The 19,578-nt window shown below is 63.2% G+C and carries 14 protein-coding genes and 1 tRNA gene; 10 read left to right on the top strand and 5 right to left on the bottom strand.

All coding sequences use genetic code 11. The features are described 5' to 3' along the window. Window positions 1-124 precede the first annotated feature (124 nt). Both WNZ15_RS13520 and WNZ15_RS13515 read left to right on the top strand, forming a co-directional pair. Complete coding sequence (locus WNZ15_RS13520; protein WP_342893507.1) at window positions 125-712, top strand: CarD family transcriptional regulator; 588 nt, start codon at window positions 125-127, stop codon at window positions 710-712. 344 nt (window positions 713-1,056) lie between these two features. Next, window positions 1,057-1,914 (top strand): RNA polymerase factor sigma-32, encoded by an 858-nt coding sequence (locus WNZ15_RS13515; RefSeq protein ID WP_342893818.1) that lies wholly within the window; start codon window positions 1,057-1,059, stop codon window positions 1,912-1,914. A 360-nt stretch (window positions 1,915-2,274) separates the two neighbouring features. On the opposite strand, the gene WNZ15_RS13510 is transcribed toward WNZ15_RS13515, so the two are convergent. Together WNZ15_RS13510 and WNZ15_RS13505 are read right to left on the bottom strand one after the other, a co-directional pair. Then, window positions 2,275-3,819 carry a M48 family metalloprotease gene (locus WNZ15_RS13510; protein ID WP_342893506.1) on the bottom strand — a complete coding sequence of 515 codons (1,545 nt, stop codon included), beginning with the start codon at window positions 3,817-3,819 and terminating at the stop codon, window positions 2,275-2,277. After that, window positions 3,812-4,609 (bottom strand): hypothetical protein, encoded by a 798-nt coding sequence (locus tag WNZ15_RS13505; protein ID WP_342893505.1) that lies wholly within the window; start codon window positions 4,607-4,609, stop codon window positions 3,812-3,814. The genes WNZ15_RS13510 and WNZ15_RS13505 overlap by 8 nt, the downstream gene beginning before the upstream one ends. A 334-nt stretch (window positions 4,610-4,943) precedes the next feature. Here WNZ15_RS13505 and WNZ15_RS13500 point away from each other — a divergent pair. From WNZ15_RS13500 to WNZ15_RS13465, 8 genes are all read left to right on the top strand, one after another. After that, a tRNA-Arg gene (locus WNZ15_RS13500) sits at window positions 4,944-5,020 on the top strand. 589 nt (window positions 5,021-5,609) lie between these two features. Beyond that, window positions 5,610-6,821, top strand: coding sequence for a transporter substrate-binding domain-containing protein (locus tag WNZ15_RS13495; protein WP_342893504.1), 1,212 nt, complete (start codon window positions 5,610-5,612; stop codon window positions 6,819-6,821). Continuing rightward, window positions 6,818-7,420, top strand: a complete 603-nt coding sequence (locus tag WNZ15_RS13490) for an ANTAR domain-containing protein (RefSeq protein WP_342893503.1) — start codon at window positions 6,818-6,820, stop codon at window positions 7,418-7,420. The genes WNZ15_RS13495 and WNZ15_RS13490 overlap by 4 nt, the downstream gene beginning before the upstream one ends. Next, window positions 7,398-8,300, top strand: a complete 903-nt coding sequence (locus WNZ15_RS13485; protein ID WP_342893502.1) for an ABC transporter permease — start codon at window positions 7,398-7,400, stop codon at window positions 8,298-8,300. Before WNZ15_RS13490 ends, WNZ15_RS13485 begins: the two co-directional genes overlap by 23 nt. A 2-nt stretch (window positions 8,301-8,302) precedes the next feature. Beyond that, a complete protein-coding gene (locus tag WNZ15_RS13480) occupies window positions 8,303-9,223 on the top strand; it encodes an ABC transporter permease (protein WP_342893501.1) in 921 nt (306 codons plus the stop codon). A 74-nt stretch (window positions 9,224-9,297) separates the two neighbouring features. Beyond that, entirely contained in the window at window positions 9,298-10,920 is a 1,623-nt protein-coding gene (locus WNZ15_RS13475) for an ABC transporter substrate-binding protein (RefSeq protein WP_342893500.1), read from the top strand. Next, window positions 10,910-11,863, top strand: coding sequence for an acetamidase/formamidase family protein (locus tag WNZ15_RS13470; protein WP_342893499.1), 954 nt, complete (start codon window positions 10,910-10,912; stop codon window positions 11,861-11,863). Before WNZ15_RS13475 ends, WNZ15_RS13470 begins: the two co-directional genes overlap by 11 nt. Window positions 11,864-12,021: 158 nt before the next feature. Further along, a complete protein-coding gene (locus WNZ15_RS13465) occupies window positions 12,022-13,767 on the top strand; it encodes an ABC transporter ATP-binding protein (protein ID WP_342893817.1) in 1,746 nt (581 codons plus the stop codon). 27 nt (window positions 13,768-13,794) lie between these two features. On the opposite strand, the gene WNZ15_RS13460 is transcribed toward WNZ15_RS13465, so the two are convergent. From WNZ15_RS13460 to rbbA, 3 genes are read right to left on the bottom strand one after another with little or no spacing between them, the layout of a single operon-like run. After that, entirely contained in the window at window positions 13,795-15,684 is a 1,890-nt protein-coding gene (locus tag WNZ15_RS13460) for an alpha/beta fold hydrolase (RefSeq protein WP_342893498.1), read from the bottom strand. Between the two features lie 13 nt (window positions 15,685-15,697). Next, window positions 15,698-16,822 carry an ABC transporter permease gene (locus tag WNZ15_RS13455; RefSeq protein WP_342893497.1) on the bottom strand — a complete coding sequence of 375 codons (1,125 nt, stop codon included), beginning with the start codon at window positions 16,820-16,822 and terminating at the stop codon, window positions 15,698-15,700. 3 nt (window positions 16,823-16,825) lie between these two features. Continuing rightward, window positions 16,826-19,576, bottom strand: coding sequence for a ribosome-associated ATPase/putative transporter RbbA (gene rbbA, locus WNZ15_RS13450; RefSeq protein ID WP_342893496.1), 2,751 nt, complete (start codon window positions 19,574-19,576; stop codon window positions 16,826-16,828). Between the last annotated feature and the right edge of the window lie 2 nt (window positions 19,577-19,578).

Here is a 19,578-nt window from a genome sequence, read left to right as displayed (position 1 = left end):
CAACAGGCGTTCCACTTCGGATCGCTCGGCGGGCTTCGTGTCACATAAAAATAGAGGGCCGCATCGCAGCGGTTCAGCACAGGTCCGACACGGACTGATCAACTGCGCAGGAGAGAATACCAGAATGGCAACAAACACCAAAAAGACCGCGCAGCGCCAGGGATTCAAAACCGGCGAGTTTATCGTTTATCCGGCACACGGCGTCGGCCAGATTACCGCCATTGAAGAACAGAACGTTGCAGGTCACACTTTGGAGTTGCTCGTTATCGTTTTCGAACAGGACAAGATGACCCTTCGTGTTCCCGTCGCCAAGATCGCGACAGTGGGCATGCGCAAGCTCGGTGACCCGGCTGCGGTCAAGAAGGCTCTGGAAACCGTTCGTGGCCGTCCGCGCGTCAAGCGGACCATGTGGAGCCGCCGCGCGCAGGAATATGAAGCCAAGATCAACTCCGGCGATCTGAACTCGATTTCCGAGGTGGTCCGTGACCTGTTCCGGTCCGAGAGCCAGCCCGAGCAGTCCTATTCCGAACGCCAGCTCTATGAAGCTGCGCTTGATCGCATGGCGCGCGAAATCGCGGCCGTGAACAAGTGTTCGGAAACCGAAGCGGTCAAGCAGATCGAACAGAACCTGGCGAAATCTCCGAGCCGCCTGAAAGCCGCTGCCGAAGCCGCAGCCGGTGATGACGACGAAGACAAGGAAGAAGCCGCCTGAGTTCAGCGCGGATCAATTCCTGAATGAAGTTCAAGGGCCCGGATCGTTCCGGGCCCTTTTGCGTTCAACGGACGCCGTCCCGACCAGTTCACGGGAAAGTGCACAAATTCTGCCCCAGCGGCATCCTCAAGTGATCTAACCTGCCAGGAGGCACGTAATTCAAGCCGAAGTTGAATAGGCCCCATTTGACGGACCCTATCTTTTCGCCGGTCAGGCGCGCGATGCAGGGCATCGACCATTGAACCGCTCCTTGCCGAAGAAACCGATACCGCGGTCAGATGGCACGTCGTCAAGTTCGGTGGGTGTTAATCCGCCGACAACACATCGGAGCGTCGATCATGTCCATGAGCGAAAAACGTCAGCTGGTGCAGACCGCGATGAAAGCCCCCTACCTCACCCGTGAGCAGGAAATGGACCTGGCGCTTCGATGGCGGCACGCGCGGGACGAGAAGGCTCTGGAACAACTCTCGCTGTCGCACATGCGCCTGGTGATCGCGGTTGCCTCCAGGTTCCGGAATTTCGGCCTCAACCTCGGGGACCTGATCCAGGAAGGCCATGTCGGCCTTCTGGAAGCGGCGGCGCGCTTCGAGCCTGAACGCGAAGTCAGGTTTTCGACCTATGCCACCTGGTGGATCCGGGCCTCGATACAGGACTATATCCTGCGCAACTGGTCGATCGTGCGCGGCGGCACCTCGTCATCCCAGAAGGCGCTGTTCTTCAATTTGCGCCGCCTGCGCGCCAAGCTTTCCGGCAACCAGACACCTCTCACCGACAGCGAACTGCATCAGAAGATCGCCGACGCAATTGGTGTCAAACAGTCGGATGTCGCGCTCATGAACGCGCGCCTGTCCGGTCCGGACACCTCCCTGAATGCCCCGATCACCGACAGCGAAGGCTCTTCTGCCGACCGCCAGGACTTCCTGGTATCCGACGCCCCGCTGCCCGACGAGATCGTCACGGGCAACATCGATTCCGAGCGCCGCAGCCGGTGGCTCAGTTCGGCGCTCAAGGTCCTGAGTGAGCGCGAACTGAAGATCGTGCGCGAACGGCGCCTCTCGGAAGATGGCGCCACGCTGGAGTCCCTCGGTACGAAACTCGGCATTTCAAAGGAACGCGTGCGCCAGATCGAAAGCCGTGCCATGGAAAAGCTGAAATCGGCCCTCCTTGCATCCCAGCCCGACCAGACCGCCTACAGCGTCTGAGACAGGGCCGGCGGGCGCGGGCCGCTATCCGGAAGGCCCGCCTCACCCCGGCGCCTTCCCCGACTTGATCGGGGATCCAGCGGTCTCAACGCGGCACGACGGGAAAATCCCTTGTCCGTTCGCGAAAACCGATCCGCCACGGCGGCAAGCGGCAAGCAGGATTGGATCTCCGCGCGGCGACCGGGAAAGCCGCTTCGGGCGGAGGCACGTCACCAACTTCGAAACAGACGGAATCGCTTGTCTCTTCCGCTATCCGCAAAGGCTGCTGCGGGTGTGGGCACGTCGTCATTTTCGAAACTGATGTAATGGCAATACCGGGGGCAGCGCGGGCGCAGCGGCCCGCAGGCATCTGCGTGGAAATCAATCCACCACGAGTTTGATGGCTGTGCCGGCCGGGATGGGCTTGTCGGGGCTGAGATCGTTCAGGATCGAGAAGAACTCGAGCCGCCGCGACGGTTCGACCCCGCTCATGCCGATCGCGAGCTTGCGCGCCGTGTCGCTTGGCTTGGACTGGACCACCTTGACCCGCAGGGATCTGAGGCGCGCGCGCTCCGTCGGCGACAACTGCTTGAAACTGTCCAGGGTTGCGCGGAAGTCCTGATCGAAGCGGTCGTTCGGCGACCGGCTTGCGAAAATGAACCGGTAGCCGGTGCGGCCGATGCGCACGACCGCGATCCGGAACGACCAGCCCTGGGTGATGGCCGCTCCGGTTACCGCCGCCAGGCCGTTGACGGTGGTCTCGCGCACGCTTTCGGGCAGCAATCCGTTGATCCAGCCGGAATTCATGTAGTCGCGCAGGCTGGAATAGCCGCTGACATCCGCGCCGTCGAACCGGATCGCCGTGCCGTCGCCATTGCTGGCAAGCACCGCTTCCGGCGTGTTCTCCAGGATGTATCCGGACGGAACCGTATAGCCGATGCCCAGCGCCTTGTGCAGGAAGGACCGCCCGCGCACGAAGCCTTCCAGTGGATCGTCGCCGAACAGCATGCCGTCGATCTGGCCGAGATAGCGTTCCCGGTCGCGCTCGCCGATACCCGGCGCTCCGATCTGACGGGCGGACCGCACCGCGATCTGCAGCCGCTCGGGCGTCGAGGGATGCGAGGACAGGAAGTCCGGCGCGGAGGAGCCCGACTTGTCAGCCGACTGATAGCTGGCGAAGGCCGCCATGGATCGCAGGAACCGGGCGGCCGCATAGGGATCGAACCCGGCCTTGGCGAGTGTCTTGACGCCGATGGCGTCCGCCTCCAGCTCCTGCACCTGGCTGAAACGGGCGAAGGACAGCTGCGAGGAGATGATCGCCTTGCGGGCTTCCTCGGAATCCTGCACCACATCAGTCAGGATCCGGTTCGCCAGTTGCTTGGCCTCGGCCCGCTGCTGGCGCTTGATGGCGTGGCTGGCGGTCACATGCGCCATTTCATGGGACAGCACCGCGGCCACTTCAGACGTGTCGTTGGCCAGCGCCAGCAGACCGCGCGTGACATAAAGATAGCCCCCCGGCAGGGCAAAGGCGTTGATCGCCGGCGAGTTCAAGATGGTGATCTTGTAGGTCTGGGACGGATCGTCCGATGCAGCAACCAGCCGGCCGACGACACTGGCGACCGCCCGTTCCGCACCGCTGTCCTTGTAGACACCGCCATAGGTGGCCACGACCCTTGGGTGCTCCCGCTCGCCGATATCGGCGGCAAGGTTCGGCCTGAGGGTGCCGGGCGTCACGGTTCCCACTCCCGGCCCGTCGCCAAGCAACTGGCAGGAGGCCGTCAGAAGCGCGGCGCTGCCGGCGGCAAGTGCTCTCAGCCGGCGGCGCAGGCCGGCACGGCGCACCGAGCGTGCATCAGCCGGAGCCGAAGCCGAAAGATGGCCGAAATCCGGAATTGCCCTGGCCGTCATGCCCTGCCTGTCAGTCATCCAGTACCACCAGTTGCTCCGGATGCCGGAGCGCGATATGCGGCCCGTCCCGATCTTCGACCGTGCCGCGCAATTCCACGAAACGGCCGGCCAGATCGTCCAGCGACCGGCCGGAACGGCCGAGAACCGTGTCGAATTCCTCCTCGTCGGAGGTTTTCAAGGTGCCGGTCAGATCCGTTTTCCAATATCTGCCAAAGTTCAGATAGCGGGTGCTGTCGGTTTTTCCAAGGGAAACTATGCGCCCGCGAACAATGACATAGCGCCCGGCCGCGGTCTGAAAAGACTTTGGCCGCGCCGCTGAAAACGCCAGTCCCGCGCCTTTGTTCCGCCAGACACCCACACCGGCCCGCCGCGCCCGGCCTTCCGCCCGGCGCAATGCGTCCGCGCAGGCGGCTTGAGCGCGCGCCGGCGCGAACACCGCCAGCCCCTGTTCAAAGCGCTCCACCTGCCACAGCCGGTCCTTGCCGTCCCGGTCAACGACAATCCAGGCCGGCACCCGGTTCCAGCGGTCCGGCGGCCCGAGCGGCACGGCCCTGCCTGCAAAACCGGCCCGATCCGATGTCGCGGCCTCCCGGACCCGCGGCGGCCCCAAATCGACTTCATTCCGCAGATCCGTTGCCACGTAGCGCGTGCCGTCGGCGGACCTGAAAAGATTGTCGTCCGGCTCATGGATGACCTCGACGGCGCTCTCCGCCTCGCCGACACAGGCCGGCAAGGCCGAAGGCACCGGAGCGGATCTTCCGCCCGCGCTCTCTTGTGCCATGGCGGAGGCGCCAAGAAGCACGATCATCGCGAGCCCCGGCAGGACCGGAGCTGACCCGCGCGAGCGCCGACCGGCCCGAACCGTCCCACCGAATTTCACCAGCCTCCGCGGCACGGGTCATCCTCTCAGCCGTTGTCCAGAGTGCCCCTTTCGCAAGGCACGCAGGGCCAATACGGCTCCGGCCAGGTTGTGAAAGCGGTCACGACAGGCCTTGTGCTACTCAGCGAATACGGCAAGTCCAAGACACGGCAGCCGATTCCGGGCCTGCGCCCCGCCAGGTTTTCCAACGCGGCCCGTTTTCCACCTCCCGCGCAAACGGGAGTCGCCATCCCCGGCAAATCATGCTAATCGACCGCGATAAGGCCCCGTAGCTCAGCAGGATAGAGCATCAGATTCCTAATCTGAGGGTCACTGGTTCGAATCCAGTCGGGGTCACCAAATTCCTGTTTTCAGCGCAAAGACATGAAAAATACGCGCGAAGAGTAGGCGTTTCCTGGTCCACGTAACCTTCGCAGTGCAAAAACTCCCGCGTCACCGCTCGGGTTGCCTCGAAAGCGCTATTCCGACGGTCTCGAAGCCCCTGCTTCAAATTTGGGCGCTCGTATGAACCCTGAGCAGGTTCAATCCTGAATTGACTCTGGCGGAAGGATTCGCGTGGCAGGAACCAGACTGGCCCCGGTCCCATCGCCCGAAGGCCCTCGCCTTGTTTGACCGGTCATTTCAAAACCTTCATGCCGATACGCTGCCCCCCGGACGACCGGCACCGCAGAACCTGCAGGCCCGGTTCGGCGTTCCAGGCACGCCACCCGGATATGCCGCGAAATTAAGCTCGCTTATTTTTTCACCGGCATTGCGATTGACAAGCGCAAATGCTTCGGCAATCCTGAAACTCATATAGCGGCATCTGGTCAGCCGCGCGGCAATCGAGCCCCGATCTTGCGCAAGTTTCGACATTGCGGGTCGGGGTTTTTTTATGCCCTGACCAATGTCCTGACCTGAAGGAGCGGCCCGCAAGGGCCGGAAAGACATGAGCGTTCGCACCATTCCGGTTGGCGTGCTTTTTTCGCAATCCGGGTCCTATTCGGAGATCGGGCGGGAAGCCTATTGGGGCGCCCGTCTGGCCATCGACGAGGTCAACGCCTCGGGCCGGTTCGGCTTTACCCTGGAGCGGGTGGAAAGCGATCCGGCGGGTCTGGCGGAAAACTATGCCTGCCAGGCGGATCGCATGATGCGGCAGGAAGGCTGCCAGCACATCGTCGGCACGCAGACCTCGTCTAGCCGCAAGGAAGTCCTGCCGGTGCTGGAGCGCGGCCGCGGCCTGCTCTGGTACGCAACGCCCTATGAGGGCTTCGAAAGCCACGACCGGGTCGTCTATACCGGCGCCTGCCCCAACCAGGGGGTCGTGCCGCTGTTCCGGCACGTGGTGCCGAAGTTCGGCGGCAATGCCTTTCTGCTCGGCTCCAACTACATCTGGGGATGGGAAACCAACCGCATCGCCCGTGAACTGCTTGCCGACTGCGGCGGACATGTTCTGGGCGAGCGCTACATCGCCATCGGCGATGAGAATATCGCGCATCTGATATCCGAGATCCGGGAAAAGAAACCCGATTTCATCCTGAACAACCTGATCGGCGTCAGCAGCTATGCTTTCCTGCGCGCCATGAAGGACCTCGCCCGGGAAGACGCCTCGTTCGGCCCCGGGCGCTGCCCGATCCTGAGCTGCAACCTGACCGAAGCCGAGTTGCCGGTTCTCGGCGCGGCCGCCGAGGGCCTGATCTCGACCTCCACCTATTTCGAAACGCTCGAAACAGCGGAGAACCGGGCGTTCCTGATGCAGATGCGCGGATTGCGGGACCCGGACCGGGCCATCTCGTCGATGTTTGTCGGACCGTATGAGGCCGTATGGCTGCTCGCGCGGGCGATCGAGGCCTGCGGTTCCGCGGACCCCTCCGAGGTGCTCGAACAGATCTGCAGCCGGCCGCACCAGACCCCCATCCGGCAGATCAGGATCGACCGAAGCACCCACCATGCCCATTTGCAGCCGCTGATCGCACGTGTCGAGACTTCCCCTGACGCGACAACGCCCCGGTTCCGGATAACCGAGACCCTGCCGGGACCTCTGGCGCCGGATCCCTATCTTGTCGACTACGCTCCCCTGGGTACGGACACCCGTCCGAACGCGGGAAGAGAGGACAGCAATGACCGCCTGCCTCCCCTCCTGAGGCTGGTGTCGTCATGAGCACCCTGTTCCGCACCCCCAGTTTCCGTGGCTGGTCCGCGATCATCCTGCACAAACCCCATGCCGACCGGGATGCGGCCGCGCGCCAGCTCGAGCGTCTTGGTGTTGGCGTCACCACCGCCTGGCCGGATCTGCCCGCAAACGCGGAAACGGCGGATCTCATCGTCTTCGACGCGGACGTCTGCCATGACGCCCAGTTTCCCTGGCCTGTCGAGGCCCAGCCCATGCCGATGATCGCCCTGATGGGCACCGAGGCGCCGGGCCGGGTCGAATGGGCCATCCGCCGGGGGGCCATCGCCCATCTCAACAAGCCGATCCGGCCCACCGGCGTCTATGGCGCGCTGGTTGTCGCCACGCAGACCTTCGCCATGCGCCGGTTGTCGAGCGAGCGCATCGCAAAACTTGAAGAGCGCCTGTCCCTGCGGCCCCAGGTCGCCGAGGCGATCCTTCTCTTGATGCAGCATCAGGACGGCGACGCGGACGGCGCCTATCGCGTCCTGCAGGACATGGCCATGACGAGCCGCCAGACCATTGAGGACGTCGCCCTCGATCTGCTGGCCCGCGCCGGAGGGACCGATGTCGGCAAACGCAAGGCCTGAACCGGTGCCGGTTGCGGCTCTGACCGCCCCCGACGGCGTCCTGTCGCGCCTGCTGCGCCGGAAGCTGGCGGTGCTGGCGCTCGTCCTGATCGCGATCATTGTCGGCGCGGCGCTGTTCGCGCCGGTGCTGGCGCCATTCGATCCCGCCGAACAGTTTTTCGACGGATTGACCCTGGAAGGCGCGCCCCTGCCGCCCGGCCCGGTCTTCTGGCTCGGCACGGATCTTCTGGGACGGGACCTGTTGTCCCGGCTGATCTACGGCGCCCAGACCTCGCTGATCATCGGCGTTGTCGCCAACGGCATCGCGGCCTCCTTCGGCGCGCTGGTCGGCATTCTGGCCGGATATTTCCGCGGCTGGGTCGAAACGGTGCTGATGCGGTTCACCGATCTGATGATGGCGTTCCCGGCGCTGCTGCTGGCCATCACGCTGGCGGCGCTGTTCCGTCCGTCCCTGTGGATCGTCGCCATGGTGATCGCCATGGTCAACTGGGTGCAGATGGCCCGCGTCGTCTACACGGAGACACGGTCCCTGTCCGAACGCGAGTTCATCCTGGCCGAACGGGCCATGGGCGCCGGGCGGAGCCGCATCCTGTTCCTGCACGTCCTGCCGCATCTGCTGCCGACCATCGTCGTGTTCGGCACCCTGGGGATTTCCACCACGGTGCTGCTGGAGGCAACGCTCAGCTACCTGGGCATCGGGGTTCAGCCGCCGACCCCGTCCTGGGGCAACATCGTTTACGAAAACCAGACCTATTTCACTTCCGCGCCCTGGCTGGTGTTCTTTCCCGGCCTGGCCATCATCGGGCTGGCCCTGGGGTTCAACCTTCTGGGCGACGCCCTGCGTGAAGTGCTCGACCCGACCCAGAAGGGAAAGCACTGACCATGGGCGGATATATCCTCAGACGCACCTTCCAGTCCCTCTTGATCATGCTCGGGATTTCCTTCGTCACCTTCGTGCTGCTCTATCTGATCCCGGCCGATCCGGCACGGCAGATCGCCGGGCGCAGCGCGACGGCGCAAACGGTCGAGAACATCCGCGAACAGCTCGGCCTCAACCTGCCCTTCTATCAGCAATACGGTCGCTATCTCGCCGGGCTCGTCCAGGGTGACCTGGGCCGGTCCTACCTGCAGAAGACCGAGGTCGGTGCCCTGATCTGGTCCCGGCTGCCGGCAACGCTTCTCCTGATGGCCGGTGCGATCGTGTGCGAGCTCGTCATCGGTCTCACCATGGGTCTGATAGCCGCCCTGCGCCGCAACACGGCGACGGACACCAGCTTGATGGTGCTGTCCTTCATCGGCGTGTCGTCGCCCCAGTTCGTGATCGGCATCCTGCTGCTCTATGTCTTCGCCGTCCAGCTCGGCTGGTTTCCCATCGGAGGCTACGGCACCTTCCGGCACATGGTGCTGCCCTCGCTGACCCTGGGTCTTCTGGGCGCCGGCTGGTACTCGCGCATGATGCGGTCCTCGATGATCGACGTGTTGCGTCAGGACTTCATCCGCACCGCGCGCGCCAAGGGTCTGCGCCGCTGGCAGGTCCTGTTCGGGCACGCCTTCCCCAATGCCATGCTGCCGATCATCGCGATGATCGGCATCGATATCGGCCTGTTCATGAGCGGCATCGTGGTCGTTGAAAGCGTGTTCGGCTGGCCCGGCATCGGCCAGCTCGCCTGGCAGGCCATCCAGCGCGTCGACATTCCCATCATCATGGGTGTCACGCTGGTATCCGCCATGGCGATCGTGATCGGCAATTTCGTCGCCGATCTCGTCGCCCCCCTGATTGATCCAAGGATCAAGCTGCGCTGACGCGCAACCCTCACGCCGGAGACAGCCGCCGTCAGAGCGGTCCGGCACCCAGGACCTGAACCGGAGGTTGGAATATGAAATACACTGTATTGGCAGGCGCCGCGGCGCTGCTCGCGGCGACATCCCTGTCGCCGGTCATGGCCGACGACATCAAGCAGGGCGGCAGCATGATCGTCACCTACAAGGACGACGTTTCCACGCTGGACCCGGCCATCGGCTACGACTGGCAGAACTGGTCCATGATCAAGAGCCTGTTCGACGGGCTGATGGACTATGAGCCCGGCACCACCACCCTGATGAAGGACCTTGCCGAGGACTACACGATTTCCGACGACGGCACGGTGTTCACGTTCAAGCTGCGCGAGGGCGTCAAGTTCCACAACGGCCGGGAAATGACGGCGGAAGACGTCAAATATTCGCTCAACCGCGTATCCAATCCGAAAACCCAGAGCCCGGGCGCCGGGTTCTTCGGCTCGATCAAGGGCTTCGATGCGGTCTCGTCCGGCGAAGCGGAGACCCTGGAAGGCGTCACGGTCGTCGATCCCTATACCGTCAAGATCGAGCTGTCCCGTCCGGACGCCACCTTCCTGCATGTCATGGCCATCAACTTTTCCTCGATCGTGCCGAAGGAAGCCGTCGAGGAATGGGGCGCCGATTTCGGCAAGCATCCGGTCGGCACCGGTGCCTTCTCGCTGGAGGACTGGACCCTCGGCCAGAAGCTCGTCTTCAAGCGCAACGCGGATTACTGGCGCGCCGGTGTTCCCAAGCTCGACCAGATCACCTTCGAGGTCGGCCAGGAGCCGGTCGTGGCCCTGCTGCGCCTTCAGCGCGGCGAAGCCGACATTCCGGGTGACGGCATTCCGCCGGCGAAGTTCCTCGAGGTGACCGGCGATCCCCAATACAAGGACCTGATCATCGAAGGTGGCCAGCTTCACACCGGCTACGTCACGATGAACGTCAAGATGCCGCCTTTCGACAAGCTGGAAGTGCGTCAGGCCGTCAACATGGCCATCAACAAGGACCGCATTGTGCGGATCATCAACGGCCGCGCCGTGCCGGCCAACCAGCCGCTGCCGCCGACCATGCCCGGCTATGACACCGCCTATGAAGGCTATCCCTTCGATCCGGACGGCGCGAAGGAACTTCTCGCAAAAGCCGGTCTCGCGGATGGGTTCGAAACCGAGATCTACGTCTACAACACCGACCCGAACCCGCGCATCGCCCAGGCCATCCAGGCCGACCTTGCCGCCATCGGCATCAAGGCCGAGATCAAGGCGCTGGCCCAGGCCAACGTGATCGCGGCCGGCGGCGAGCCGGACCAGGCGCCGATGATCTGGTCGGGCGGCATGGCCTGGATCGCCGATTTCCCGGATCCGTCCAACTTCTACGGTCCGATCCTGGGTTGCGCCGGTGCCGTTCAGGGCGGCTGGAACTGGTCCTGGTACTGCAACGAGGAGCTCGACAAGCTGGCGACCGAGGCCGACAGCATGACCGATCCGGCCCAGAAAGCCGCTCGCGAGGAAGCCTGGCGCAAGATCTTCATCTCAGTCATGGACGACGCGGCCTGGGCACCGGTGTTCCACGAACAGCGCTTCACCATGCGGTCCGAACGCCTCGGCGGTCCGGACGCCATCTTTGTCGATCCGGTTCATATCCCGGTCAACTACGACTACGTGTGGGCGAAAGATGTGCAGTAAGTGCAAGGCCGCGAGCTATACGATCCACGCGGCACAACACCATTTCGGCTGGGACAACTCGTTTGTCCCGGTCGAGAGAGTTGCGCCTGGAACCGTGCTCGAATTCGAGTGTCTGGACAGTTCCGCCGGCCAATTGACGCCCGGCAGCACCGTCGAGGACGTTGCCACCCTCGATTTCGGCAAGATCAACCCTGTGAACGGCCCCATCCATGTGGACGGGGCCGAGCCGGGCGATGCACTCGTGGTGAAGATCCACGAGTTCAAGCCGTCCGGCTTCGGCTGGACCGCCAACATTCCGGGTTTCGGACTGCTGGCGGACCAGTTCACCGATCCCGCGCTGCATGTCTGGTCCTATGACAAGGACAAGCTGGGCACATCCGCCTTCGCGCCCTTCGGCAAGGTTCCGCTGAAGCCCTTTGCCGGGACCATCGGCGTCGCCCCGGCCGAAACCGGGCTTCATTCGATCGTGCCGCCGCGCCGGGTTGGCGGAAATCTCGATATCCGGGATCTGGCCGCAGGCACCACGCTCTACCTGCCCGTGGAAGTCGCCGGGGCGCTGTTCTCCATCGGCGACACCCATGCGGCCCAGGGCGATGGCGAGGTCTGCGGCACAGCGATCGAAAGCCCGATGAACACCGTCATCGAGCTGGACCTGATCAAGGGTGCCAACCTCAAGATGCCGCGCTTCGAAACGCCGGGACCCGTGACCGGCCACCTGGACACGCTGGGCTACGAGGCGACCACCGGCATCGGCACGGACCTTTTCGAAGGCGCACGCGCGGCGGTGTCGAACATGATCGATCTGTTGTGTGCCCGTCATGGATACAGCCCGGTCGAGGCCTACATGCTGTGCTCGGTCTGTGGCGATCTGCGGATATCCGAAATCGTGGATGCCCCGAACTGGGTCGTCTCATTCTACTTCCCGAAAATCGTCCTTCAGTGACAGTGCGCGGATGGCAGTGACTGCTCTGCCATCCGCCAATTCTCTGCGCAATGAAACCAGCTCGAGAGACCGACGTGCTCACAGTCCCGGAACACATTTCTGAACAGACCCCAGGTACGGGACTCCCAGCAGATCGCAATGCCGGCGACGAAACCGTTCTGTCCGTCAGAAACCTGAGCACCGACGTGGCGACACCCGGCGGGCGCAAGACGGTTGTCAAAAGCCTGTCGTTCGATCTGAAACGCGGCGAAACCCTGTGCATCGCAGGAGAATCCGGCTCGGGAAAGTCCATGACGGCCCTGTCGGTGATGCGCCTGCTGGCCGAACCCATGGCCCGCCTTTCGGGTGGCGAAATCCTGTTCCAGGGCCAGGACCTGGCCAGTCTGGGCGAAGGCCGTCTCAGGCAGATCCGGGGCGGTGACATCGCCATGATCTTCCAGGAACCGATGACCTCTCTCAATCCGGTTCTCACCATCGGCCGCCAGTTGCGCGAGGCAATCCTCGCCCATCAGCAGGTGAACCGGACGGGCGCGGACAAACGATCCCTGGAAATGCTCGAGGCGGTGCATCTGTCGGAACCCGCCAGACGGTTGAAGCAATATCCGCACGAACTGTCCGGCGGCATGCGCCAGCGGGTCATGATCGCCATGGCGCTGGCCTGCAATCCGAAGGTGCTCATCGCGGACGAGCCGACGACGGCGCTCGATGTCACCATCCAGGCACAGATCCTTCAGCTCATCCGCGACCTGCAGAAGGACTTCGACACCGCCGTGATCCTGATCACCCACGACATGGGCGTGGTCGCCGAAATGGCCGACCGGGTGATCGTCATGAACCAGGGCGAGATTGTCGAGCAGGGTCCGGTCGGCGACATCTTCGATCGTCCGGCCCACACCTATACGCGGCAGCTTCTGGCCGCGGCCCCCAGGCTGGGGGCCATGCGCGGAACCGGCGGCCCAACTGCCACCGGCACGAAACCCGAGGCGCCGGTGCTTGAAGTCGAGGACCTGACCGTCCGGTTCGATCTGCACGGCGGTGTGCTCAACCGCGTCGTCTCGCGGGTCCACGCCGTGGAAGGCGTGTCGCTGCACCTGAACGAGGGCGAGACCCTCGGCCTGGTCGGCGAAAGCGGCTGTGGCAAATCCACAATCGGCAAGGCCCTGATGAACCTGGTGCCCTGGCAGGGCACCATCCGGGTCAACGGCAGACATTCGGGCATCGGCGGCCCGCAGCAGCAAAAGCAACTCCGCCGGGACCTTCAGATGATCTTTCAGGATCCCTACGCGTCCCTCGATCCGCGGATGACCGTCGGTGATCTCGTCGGAGAACCCCTGGCGATCCACGGTCTGGCCAGTGGCAGCGCCCGCGAACAGCAGGTGGCGTCCCTGTTCGATCGGGTTGGCCTGCCCACGGAGATGATGACCCGCCATCCCCATGAATTTTCCGGCGGCCAGAGGCAACGGATCTGCATCGCCCGGGCGCTGGCCCTGTCGCCCAAGGCGATCATCGCCGATGAATGTGTCTCCGCCCTTGACGTCTCGGTTCAGGCCCGTGTCCTGGATCTGCTCCGGGAGCTTCAGGACGACCTCGGCCTGTCCTACCTGTTCATTTCCCACGACATGGCGGTGATCGAACAGGTCTGTCACAGGGTTGCGGTCATGTATCTGGGCCAGATCGTCGAAACCGGCACCCGCCGGCAGATTTTCGAGAACCCGCAGCATCCCTATACGCAGAGCCTGCTCGAGGCCGTTCCTATCCCCGACCCGAAACAGCGCAGGGTGCATTTCGATGTGCCACCGGGCGAACCTCCCTCGCCGGTGATCCCGGCCGGGGCATCCGTCCGCCGGGTCAGCTACCGCGATGTCGGCGACACGCACCTTGTGGCGGACGTGCAGCCAGGCTGATCCCGCAAGCCCGGGCCGGGCCGCCGCCTATTTCAGGAACACATATGTCCCCGGCGCGTCGATGATCGGGACGTAGCCTGCCTCGGCGTTGCCCATCGGCGGCGGCGCCACGGCTTCACCCGAATGCGCATCGAGCCAGTCGGTCCAGGCGGTCCACCAGGAGCCCTCCCGCGACGGCGTGGTCGCCGCCCACGTATCCGGATCGGTGTAGAGGTCGTCATGCTGGCGCGTGGCGATCTGATAATGCCTGTTGTGATGGGCCGGCTCAGACACGACACCCGCGTTGTGACCGCCATTCGTCAGGACGAATGTCACCTCGGTATCCGTCATCCGGTTCCAGTTGTAGACCGAGCGCCACGGCGCAACGTGATCGCGGTCGGTGCCGACGCAGAACAGCGGTACGCGGATGTCGCTGATGGTGACCGGATGGCCGTCGACCTCGAAGCGGCCTTCGGCAAGGTCGTTGTTGAGGTAGAGGCTGCGCAGGTATTCCGAATGCATCCGGTAGGGCATGCGGGTGGAATCAGCGTTCCAGGCAATCAGGTCGATCATCCCCGGCCGTTCGCCCAACAGATACTTGCGCATGTTGCTTGACCAGAAAAGGTCACTTGACCGCAGCAACTGGAAGGCACCCGACATCTGCTTGGAATCGAGGAAGCCCTGCTCCCACATCATGTCCTCCAGGAACTGCACCTGGCTCTCGTCGATGAACAGCTGCAATTCGCCCGGGTCCTCGAAATCGATCTGGGCCGCGAAAAAGCTGAGCGACCTGAACGGCTGGCGCGGTTTGCGCGCCATGGCGGACGCGGCGATGGCCAGCAACGTGCCTCCCAGGCAGTAGCCGACACCATGCACCTCCTCATCCGGGACAATCGCGGCGATCGCATTGAGCGCAGCGATGATGCCGAGATTTCCGTAATCGTCCATGCCGAGATCGCGGTCACCCGGATCGGGATTTTTCCAGGAAATCGCGAACACCGTATAGCCCTTGCCGACCAGGTACCTGATCATCGAATTGTGCGGCGACAGGTCGAGAATATAGTATTTGTTGATCCATGCCGGCACGATCAGGACCGGCTCGGGACGCACAGTCTCCGTTGTCGGCGTGTACTGGATCAGCTCGATCAGCCTGTTGCGATAGACGACCTTGCCCGGCGTCGCCGCCACTTCCTGGCCCGGCCGGAATTTCTCCGCTCCTGCCGGGGGTTTCCCTCCGGCTTCATTTTGCCAGTCCTCTAGAAAATTCTGGAACCCACGGACGAAGTTCAGGCCGCCTTCGGCCAGGGTCCGGGCCAGGATCTCAGGATTGGTCGCCACATAGTTCGACGGCGCGAACACATCCAGGAGCTGGCGCGCCGTGAATTCGAGAACCCGCTCGTGATGGGACGACACGCCCGGAACGCCCGTGGTGGCGACATGCCACCATTGCTGCGCCAGCAGGTGCGACTGATACAGGACGTTGAACGGCCATTGCTGCCAGGCTTCGGCCTGAAAGCGCCGGTCCTGCGGCAACGGCTCGATGCAGGCATCCGCATGGCCCTGACTGGCCGCGCATTCGAGCATGAAGTGCTGCAGGCGCACCAGCTTTCGAATCGCCTTTTCGCTCAGTTGCACCTGCTTGCCGGGAGCGCAGGCAAGGTGAATGAGCCAGTCGAAATAGGCGGCAATCAGCGACGTCGGCGACAATCCCTTGGTCACCTTGGCGAAGGACGCGTGGGTCGCCCGGTTGAGCACCTCGGCAAGGGCGTTGGAGGTGTAGGAATCGTTTTCCAGGAAAGCCGGCGACGGCAGCCTGGGGAACAGCTTTTCGTCCGGCCAGAAGCCGGCGGGACCCGTCATCGTGACGGTGCGGCCGGATTTCGCTTTTGCCGATGACCCGGCAACGGCAACAGACTTCTTTTCGGCATGCGGGACCATGGCTAGAGTGTCCTTATCTGGCAACTGAGATCGAACGGCGGAACAAGGCGAGACTGGAGACGAAGAAGACGGCCCCAAGGCCGGCGACGGCAAGAAATTGCGGCCAGACGACATCCAGTCCGGCACCCCGGAAAACAACCGACTGCGCGAAGGCCATGTAATGGCGCGACGGCAGCAGCAAGGTGAAATACTGCACTTCCTGCGGCTGGCTCTCGATCGGCGTCATTCCGCCGGACAGCATCATCATCGGTATGATCGTCATCATCATCAGCAGCGAGAACTGCGCCATTGTACGGGCCACGGTGCCGAGAAAGATTCCGATTGCGGACGCGGCAAACAGATAGACGACGGTGCCGGACAACAGCACCCACTTGGAACCGGCGATCGGAACATCGAGCACGCCCTCGACCATGAACAGCATCGACAGGGAGAAGGCGGCCAGGATGATCAGGCCGTTTGCCCAGACCTTGGCCATGACGATCTGGAACGAGGTGAGCGGCATCACCAGAAGATGCTCGATCGTGCCGTGTTCCCGCTCGCGCAGCAATGCCGCACCGGTCAGGATGATCGTCAGCATCGACAGCTGGTCGAGCAGCGCCACGATGGCGCTGAACCACTTCTGGGTCCCGTTGGGGTTGAATGCACGGCGGTCGACAAGATCCACCTGATACGACGTCTCCTCGTCGGAACGGTTCTTGAAATGGGCCACTTCCGTGCTGATGATGCTCTGGATGTAACCATTGCCGAGACTTGCCTGGATGACGGCCGTCGCATCGATGTTGATCTGAACGTTCGGCTGGCGCCCCTTGCGCACATCCTTCTCGAAATCCGGTGGAATGACGACGACGAACATGAACCGGTCCTGGTTCATGTACCGGTCGATGTCCGTCGCCTCGATCAGTTCGGGTGTCTGGAAATAGGGCGGATAGAGCGCATTCCCGATCGCGCGCGACAGGGTCGACCGGTCCTCGTCGACAATGGCGATCGAGGCGTTGTTGACCGTTTCGCTCATCCCGGTCGATTGGGAATAGATCGCGAAACTGAATGACCAGGCGATGAGCGCGAGCAGGAAGACGTCTCCGAGAACGCTGCGCAGTTCCTTGGTGCCGAGCCAGAAGATCCTGATCCAGGTCCGCATCCGTCAGGCCTCCTGCTTCTTCAGGAAGGCCGCGGCGATCACGATGAAAACCGGTCCGAACAGAAACAGCACCGCCAGATCCGGCATCAGGTCCGCGAAGCCGAGACCCTTGGTATAGGCGCCGACGCTGAGATGATTGTAGTAGGTGGCCGGCCAGACCGATCCGATCAGGCGGCCTCCGCCCTCAAGTGTCGAAACCGGCTGGATCATGCCGGAGAACTGGATCGTCGGCAGCATGGAAAGCACCGTTGTCGCGAACACGGCGGCGACCTGCGTGCGGGTTACGGACGACACCATCAGCCCGAAACCGGTGACCGCGAAAGCGTAGAGAACCGCCCCGACGAAAAGCGCCGCGAAGCTGCCTTTCAGGGGCACTTGCAGGAAAAACACGACAAGAAACGTCAGGATGACAAAATTGATCATTCCGATCAGCACATAGGGCAATTGCTTGCCGATCAGGAACTCCAGACGGCGTGTCGGCGTCACGTAGAAATTGGTGATCGTTCCGATCTCTTTTTCCCGCGCCATGCTGATTGCCATGAGAACCGCGGGAAACATCAGCAACAGCATGCCCGAAGCCTTCGGACCGATCGAATAGATGGATTCGAACGACGGATTGTAACGGTAGCGCGGTTCGAGCGTGACGAGCAGAGAAGCGTCCGCATCCACCCCGGCAGCCGTTGCCAGATCGGAAAGATAATGGGCGTGTGCGCCTTCGACGTAGCCTTCAAGCGTGCCGGCGCGCATCGTGTTGGACCCGTCGATCCAGGCGGATATGGACGGCGTCTGGCCGTTCTTCAATTCGCGGCCGAAGCCGGGAGGTACTTCAATGGCCAGCGTGATGTCGTTCGACTGCAGCCGCCGTTCGAGGTCGTCCCGGCTGACGAGTTCCTCCTGCTCGATGAAATAGCGGGAGCCCTCGAAACTGCGCAGGTACTGCCGGCTTTCGGGTGTCCTGTCGAGGTCGAGCGCCGCATAACGCAGATTCTCGACATCAAGCGAGATACCGTAGGCAATGACGATCAGCAGGATCGAGCTGCCCAGGAAGGCGAATGCAAGGCGCACCGGGTCGCGCATGACCTCCTTCGCTTCGCGAAAGCTGTAGGCGAGAAGACGCGCAAGACTGAAACCGTGGACAGCACCGGCAACGGCTCTGGATGGGCCTGTGCGGGCTGTCGCCGGCGCCAGAATCTCCGCAGGCACCGGGTCCGTGCCACTGTCGCCAATCGCCTCTTCGATATAGGCGATGAAGGCTTCTTCGAGCGTGGTCTTGCCCTTGGCCTGAATGAGGTGCTCCGGCTCGTCGCAGACAAGGACCCGGCCGGCATGCATCAGCGAGATGCGATCGCAACGCAACGCCTCGTTCATGAAGTGCGTGGAGATGAAGATTGTCACCTTGTCGCGCCGTGACAGTTCCACCAGCAACTCCCAGAACTCGTCACGTGCCACCGGATCGACGCCGGACGTCGGCTCGTCGAGGATCAGCATTTCCGGCTCGTGAATGACCGCCACGGCCAGCGACAGGCGCTGCCGCATGCCAAGTGGCAGAGACGATGCCAGAGCGGACATGTGCGGCGCCAGACCGAACCGCGTGACCAGCGCATCGATCCTCTCCGCCGTCTTTTCCGCGCTCAAACGGAACAGGCGCGCATGCAGTGTCAGGTTCTGTTCGACCGTCAGTTCTCCATAGAGCGAGAACGCCTGGGTCATGAAACCGACGCGCTTGCGGGCCTCCGTGTCACTGGCATCGACCGGCTGGCCGAACAGGAGTGCCTCGCCCTCTGAAGCCGGCAACAGGCCCGTGAGCATTTTCATCGTCGTGGTCTTGCCGCAACCGTTGGATCCGAGAAATCCGAAGATCTCACCGCGCCCGATCTCGAAACTGACATTGTCGACTGCGGTGAAGTCCCCGAAACGACGGCTCAGGCCCCTGGCGGCAATCGCCGGCGCGCGGTCGGTCTTTTCAAGGGGCGGAATGGTCAGATCGACCGAGCCGCGGGCGCCTTCGGGCAACAGGCGCATGAAGGCCGTATCGAAATCGTCGGCACCGGTCTTTTCCTTGAGCTGCCGGGGGCTGCCGGCATCCAGGACAGAACCGTCGTTCATGGCCACGAGCCAGTCGAACAGCTCGGCCTCGTCCATATACGCCGTCGACACGATGACACTCATTCCGGACCGCTCGGCGCGGATCGCGGCGATCAACTGCCAGAACTGGCGCCGCGACAGCGGGTCGACACCCGTTGTCGGCTCATCGAGGATCAGGAGGTCCGGATCGTGGAGGAGGGCGCAGCACAGGCCGAGCTTCTGTTTCATGCCGCCCGACAGTTTGCCGGCGGGCCGCTCGAGAAACGGATCCAGACCTGTTGCTGCCGTCAGGTGCCGGATGCGCGCGTCTCGCTCGGCGGTGCCCTGACCGAAGAGCTTGCCGAAGAAATCCAGGTTTTCCCGCACGCTCAGATCGGCGTAGAGATTCTTGCCCAGACCCTGCGGCATGTAGGCGATACGCGGCCCGACATCGTTGCGATGACGGGACGAGGCCATGTCGCCGTCCAGAACCTCGAGACGGCCCTGCTGCAGCTTGCGCGCGCCCGCGATCAGCCCGAGCAACGTCGATTTGCCGACGCCGTCCGGCCCGAGCAGACCGACCATCTGTCCGGCGGGAATGTCGAGGCTCACGTCATCGAGCGCACGCCTGCTGCCGTAGAGATGCGTGACCTCCGTGATGCTCGCAACAGATTGGACCTGGTCAGCCATGC

The organism is Roseibium sp. AS2, from assembly GCF_038900065.1.
In the GTDB taxonomy this organism is placed as follows: domain Bacteria; phylum Pseudomonadota; class Alphaproteobacteria; order Rhizobiales; family Stappiaceae; genus Roseibium.
This window is presented reverse-complemented; position numbering and strand designations above follow the sequence as displayed.

Bases quoted from the DNA above. Each gene is read 5' to 3' on its own strand.
- WNZ15_RS13520 (WP_342893507.1), top strand. From the start codon at position 125: ATGGCAACAAACACCAAAAAGACCGCGCAGCGCCAGGGATTCAAAACC.
- WNZ15_RS13515 (WP_342893818.1), top strand. From the start codon at position 1,057: ATGAGCGAAAAACGTCAGCTGGTGCAGACCGCGATGAAAGCCCCCTAC.
- WNZ15_RS13510 (WP_342893506.1), bottom strand. From the start codon at position 3,819: ATGACTGACAGGCAGGGCATGACGGCCAGGGCAATTCCGGATTTCGGC.
- WNZ15_RS13505 (WP_342893505.1), bottom strand. From the start codon at position 4,609: ATGATCGTGCTTCTTGGCGCCTCCGCCATGGCACAAGAGAGCGCGGGC.
- WNZ15_RS13495 (WP_342893504.1), top strand. From the start codon at position 5,610: ATGAGCGTTCGCACCATTCCGGTTGGCGTGCTTTTTTCGCAATCCGGG.
- WNZ15_RS13490 (WP_342893503.1), top strand. From the start codon at position 6,818: ATGAGCACCCTGTTCCGCACCCCCAGTTTCCGTGGCTGGTCCGCGATC.
- WNZ15_RS13485 (WP_342893502.1), top strand. From the start codon at position 7,398: ATGTCGGCAAACGCAAGGCCTGAACCGGTGCCGGTTGCGGCTCTGACC.
- WNZ15_RS13480 (WP_342893501.1), top strand. From the start codon at position 8,303: ATGGGCGGATATATCCTCAGACGCACCTTCCAGTCCCTCTTGATCATG.
- WNZ15_RS13475 (WP_342893500.1), top strand. From the start codon at position 9,298: ATGAAATACACTGTATTGGCAGGCGCCGCGGCGCTGCTCGCGGCGACA.
- WNZ15_RS13470 (WP_342893499.1), top strand. From the start codon at position 10,910: ATGTGCAGTAAGTGCAAGGCCGCGAGCTATACGATCCACGCGGCACAA.
- WNZ15_RS13460 (WP_342893498.1), bottom strand. From the start codon at position 15,684: ATGGTCCCGCATGCCGAAAAGAAGTCTGTTGCCGTTGCCGGGTCATCG.
- WNZ15_RS13455 (WP_342893497.1), bottom strand. From the start codon at position 16,822: ATGCGGACCTGGATCAGGATCTTCTGGCTCGGCACCAAGGAACTGCGC.
- rbbA (WP_342893496.1), bottom strand. From the start codon at position 19,576: ATGGCTGACCAGGTCCAATCTGTTGCGAGCATCACGGAGGTCACGCAT.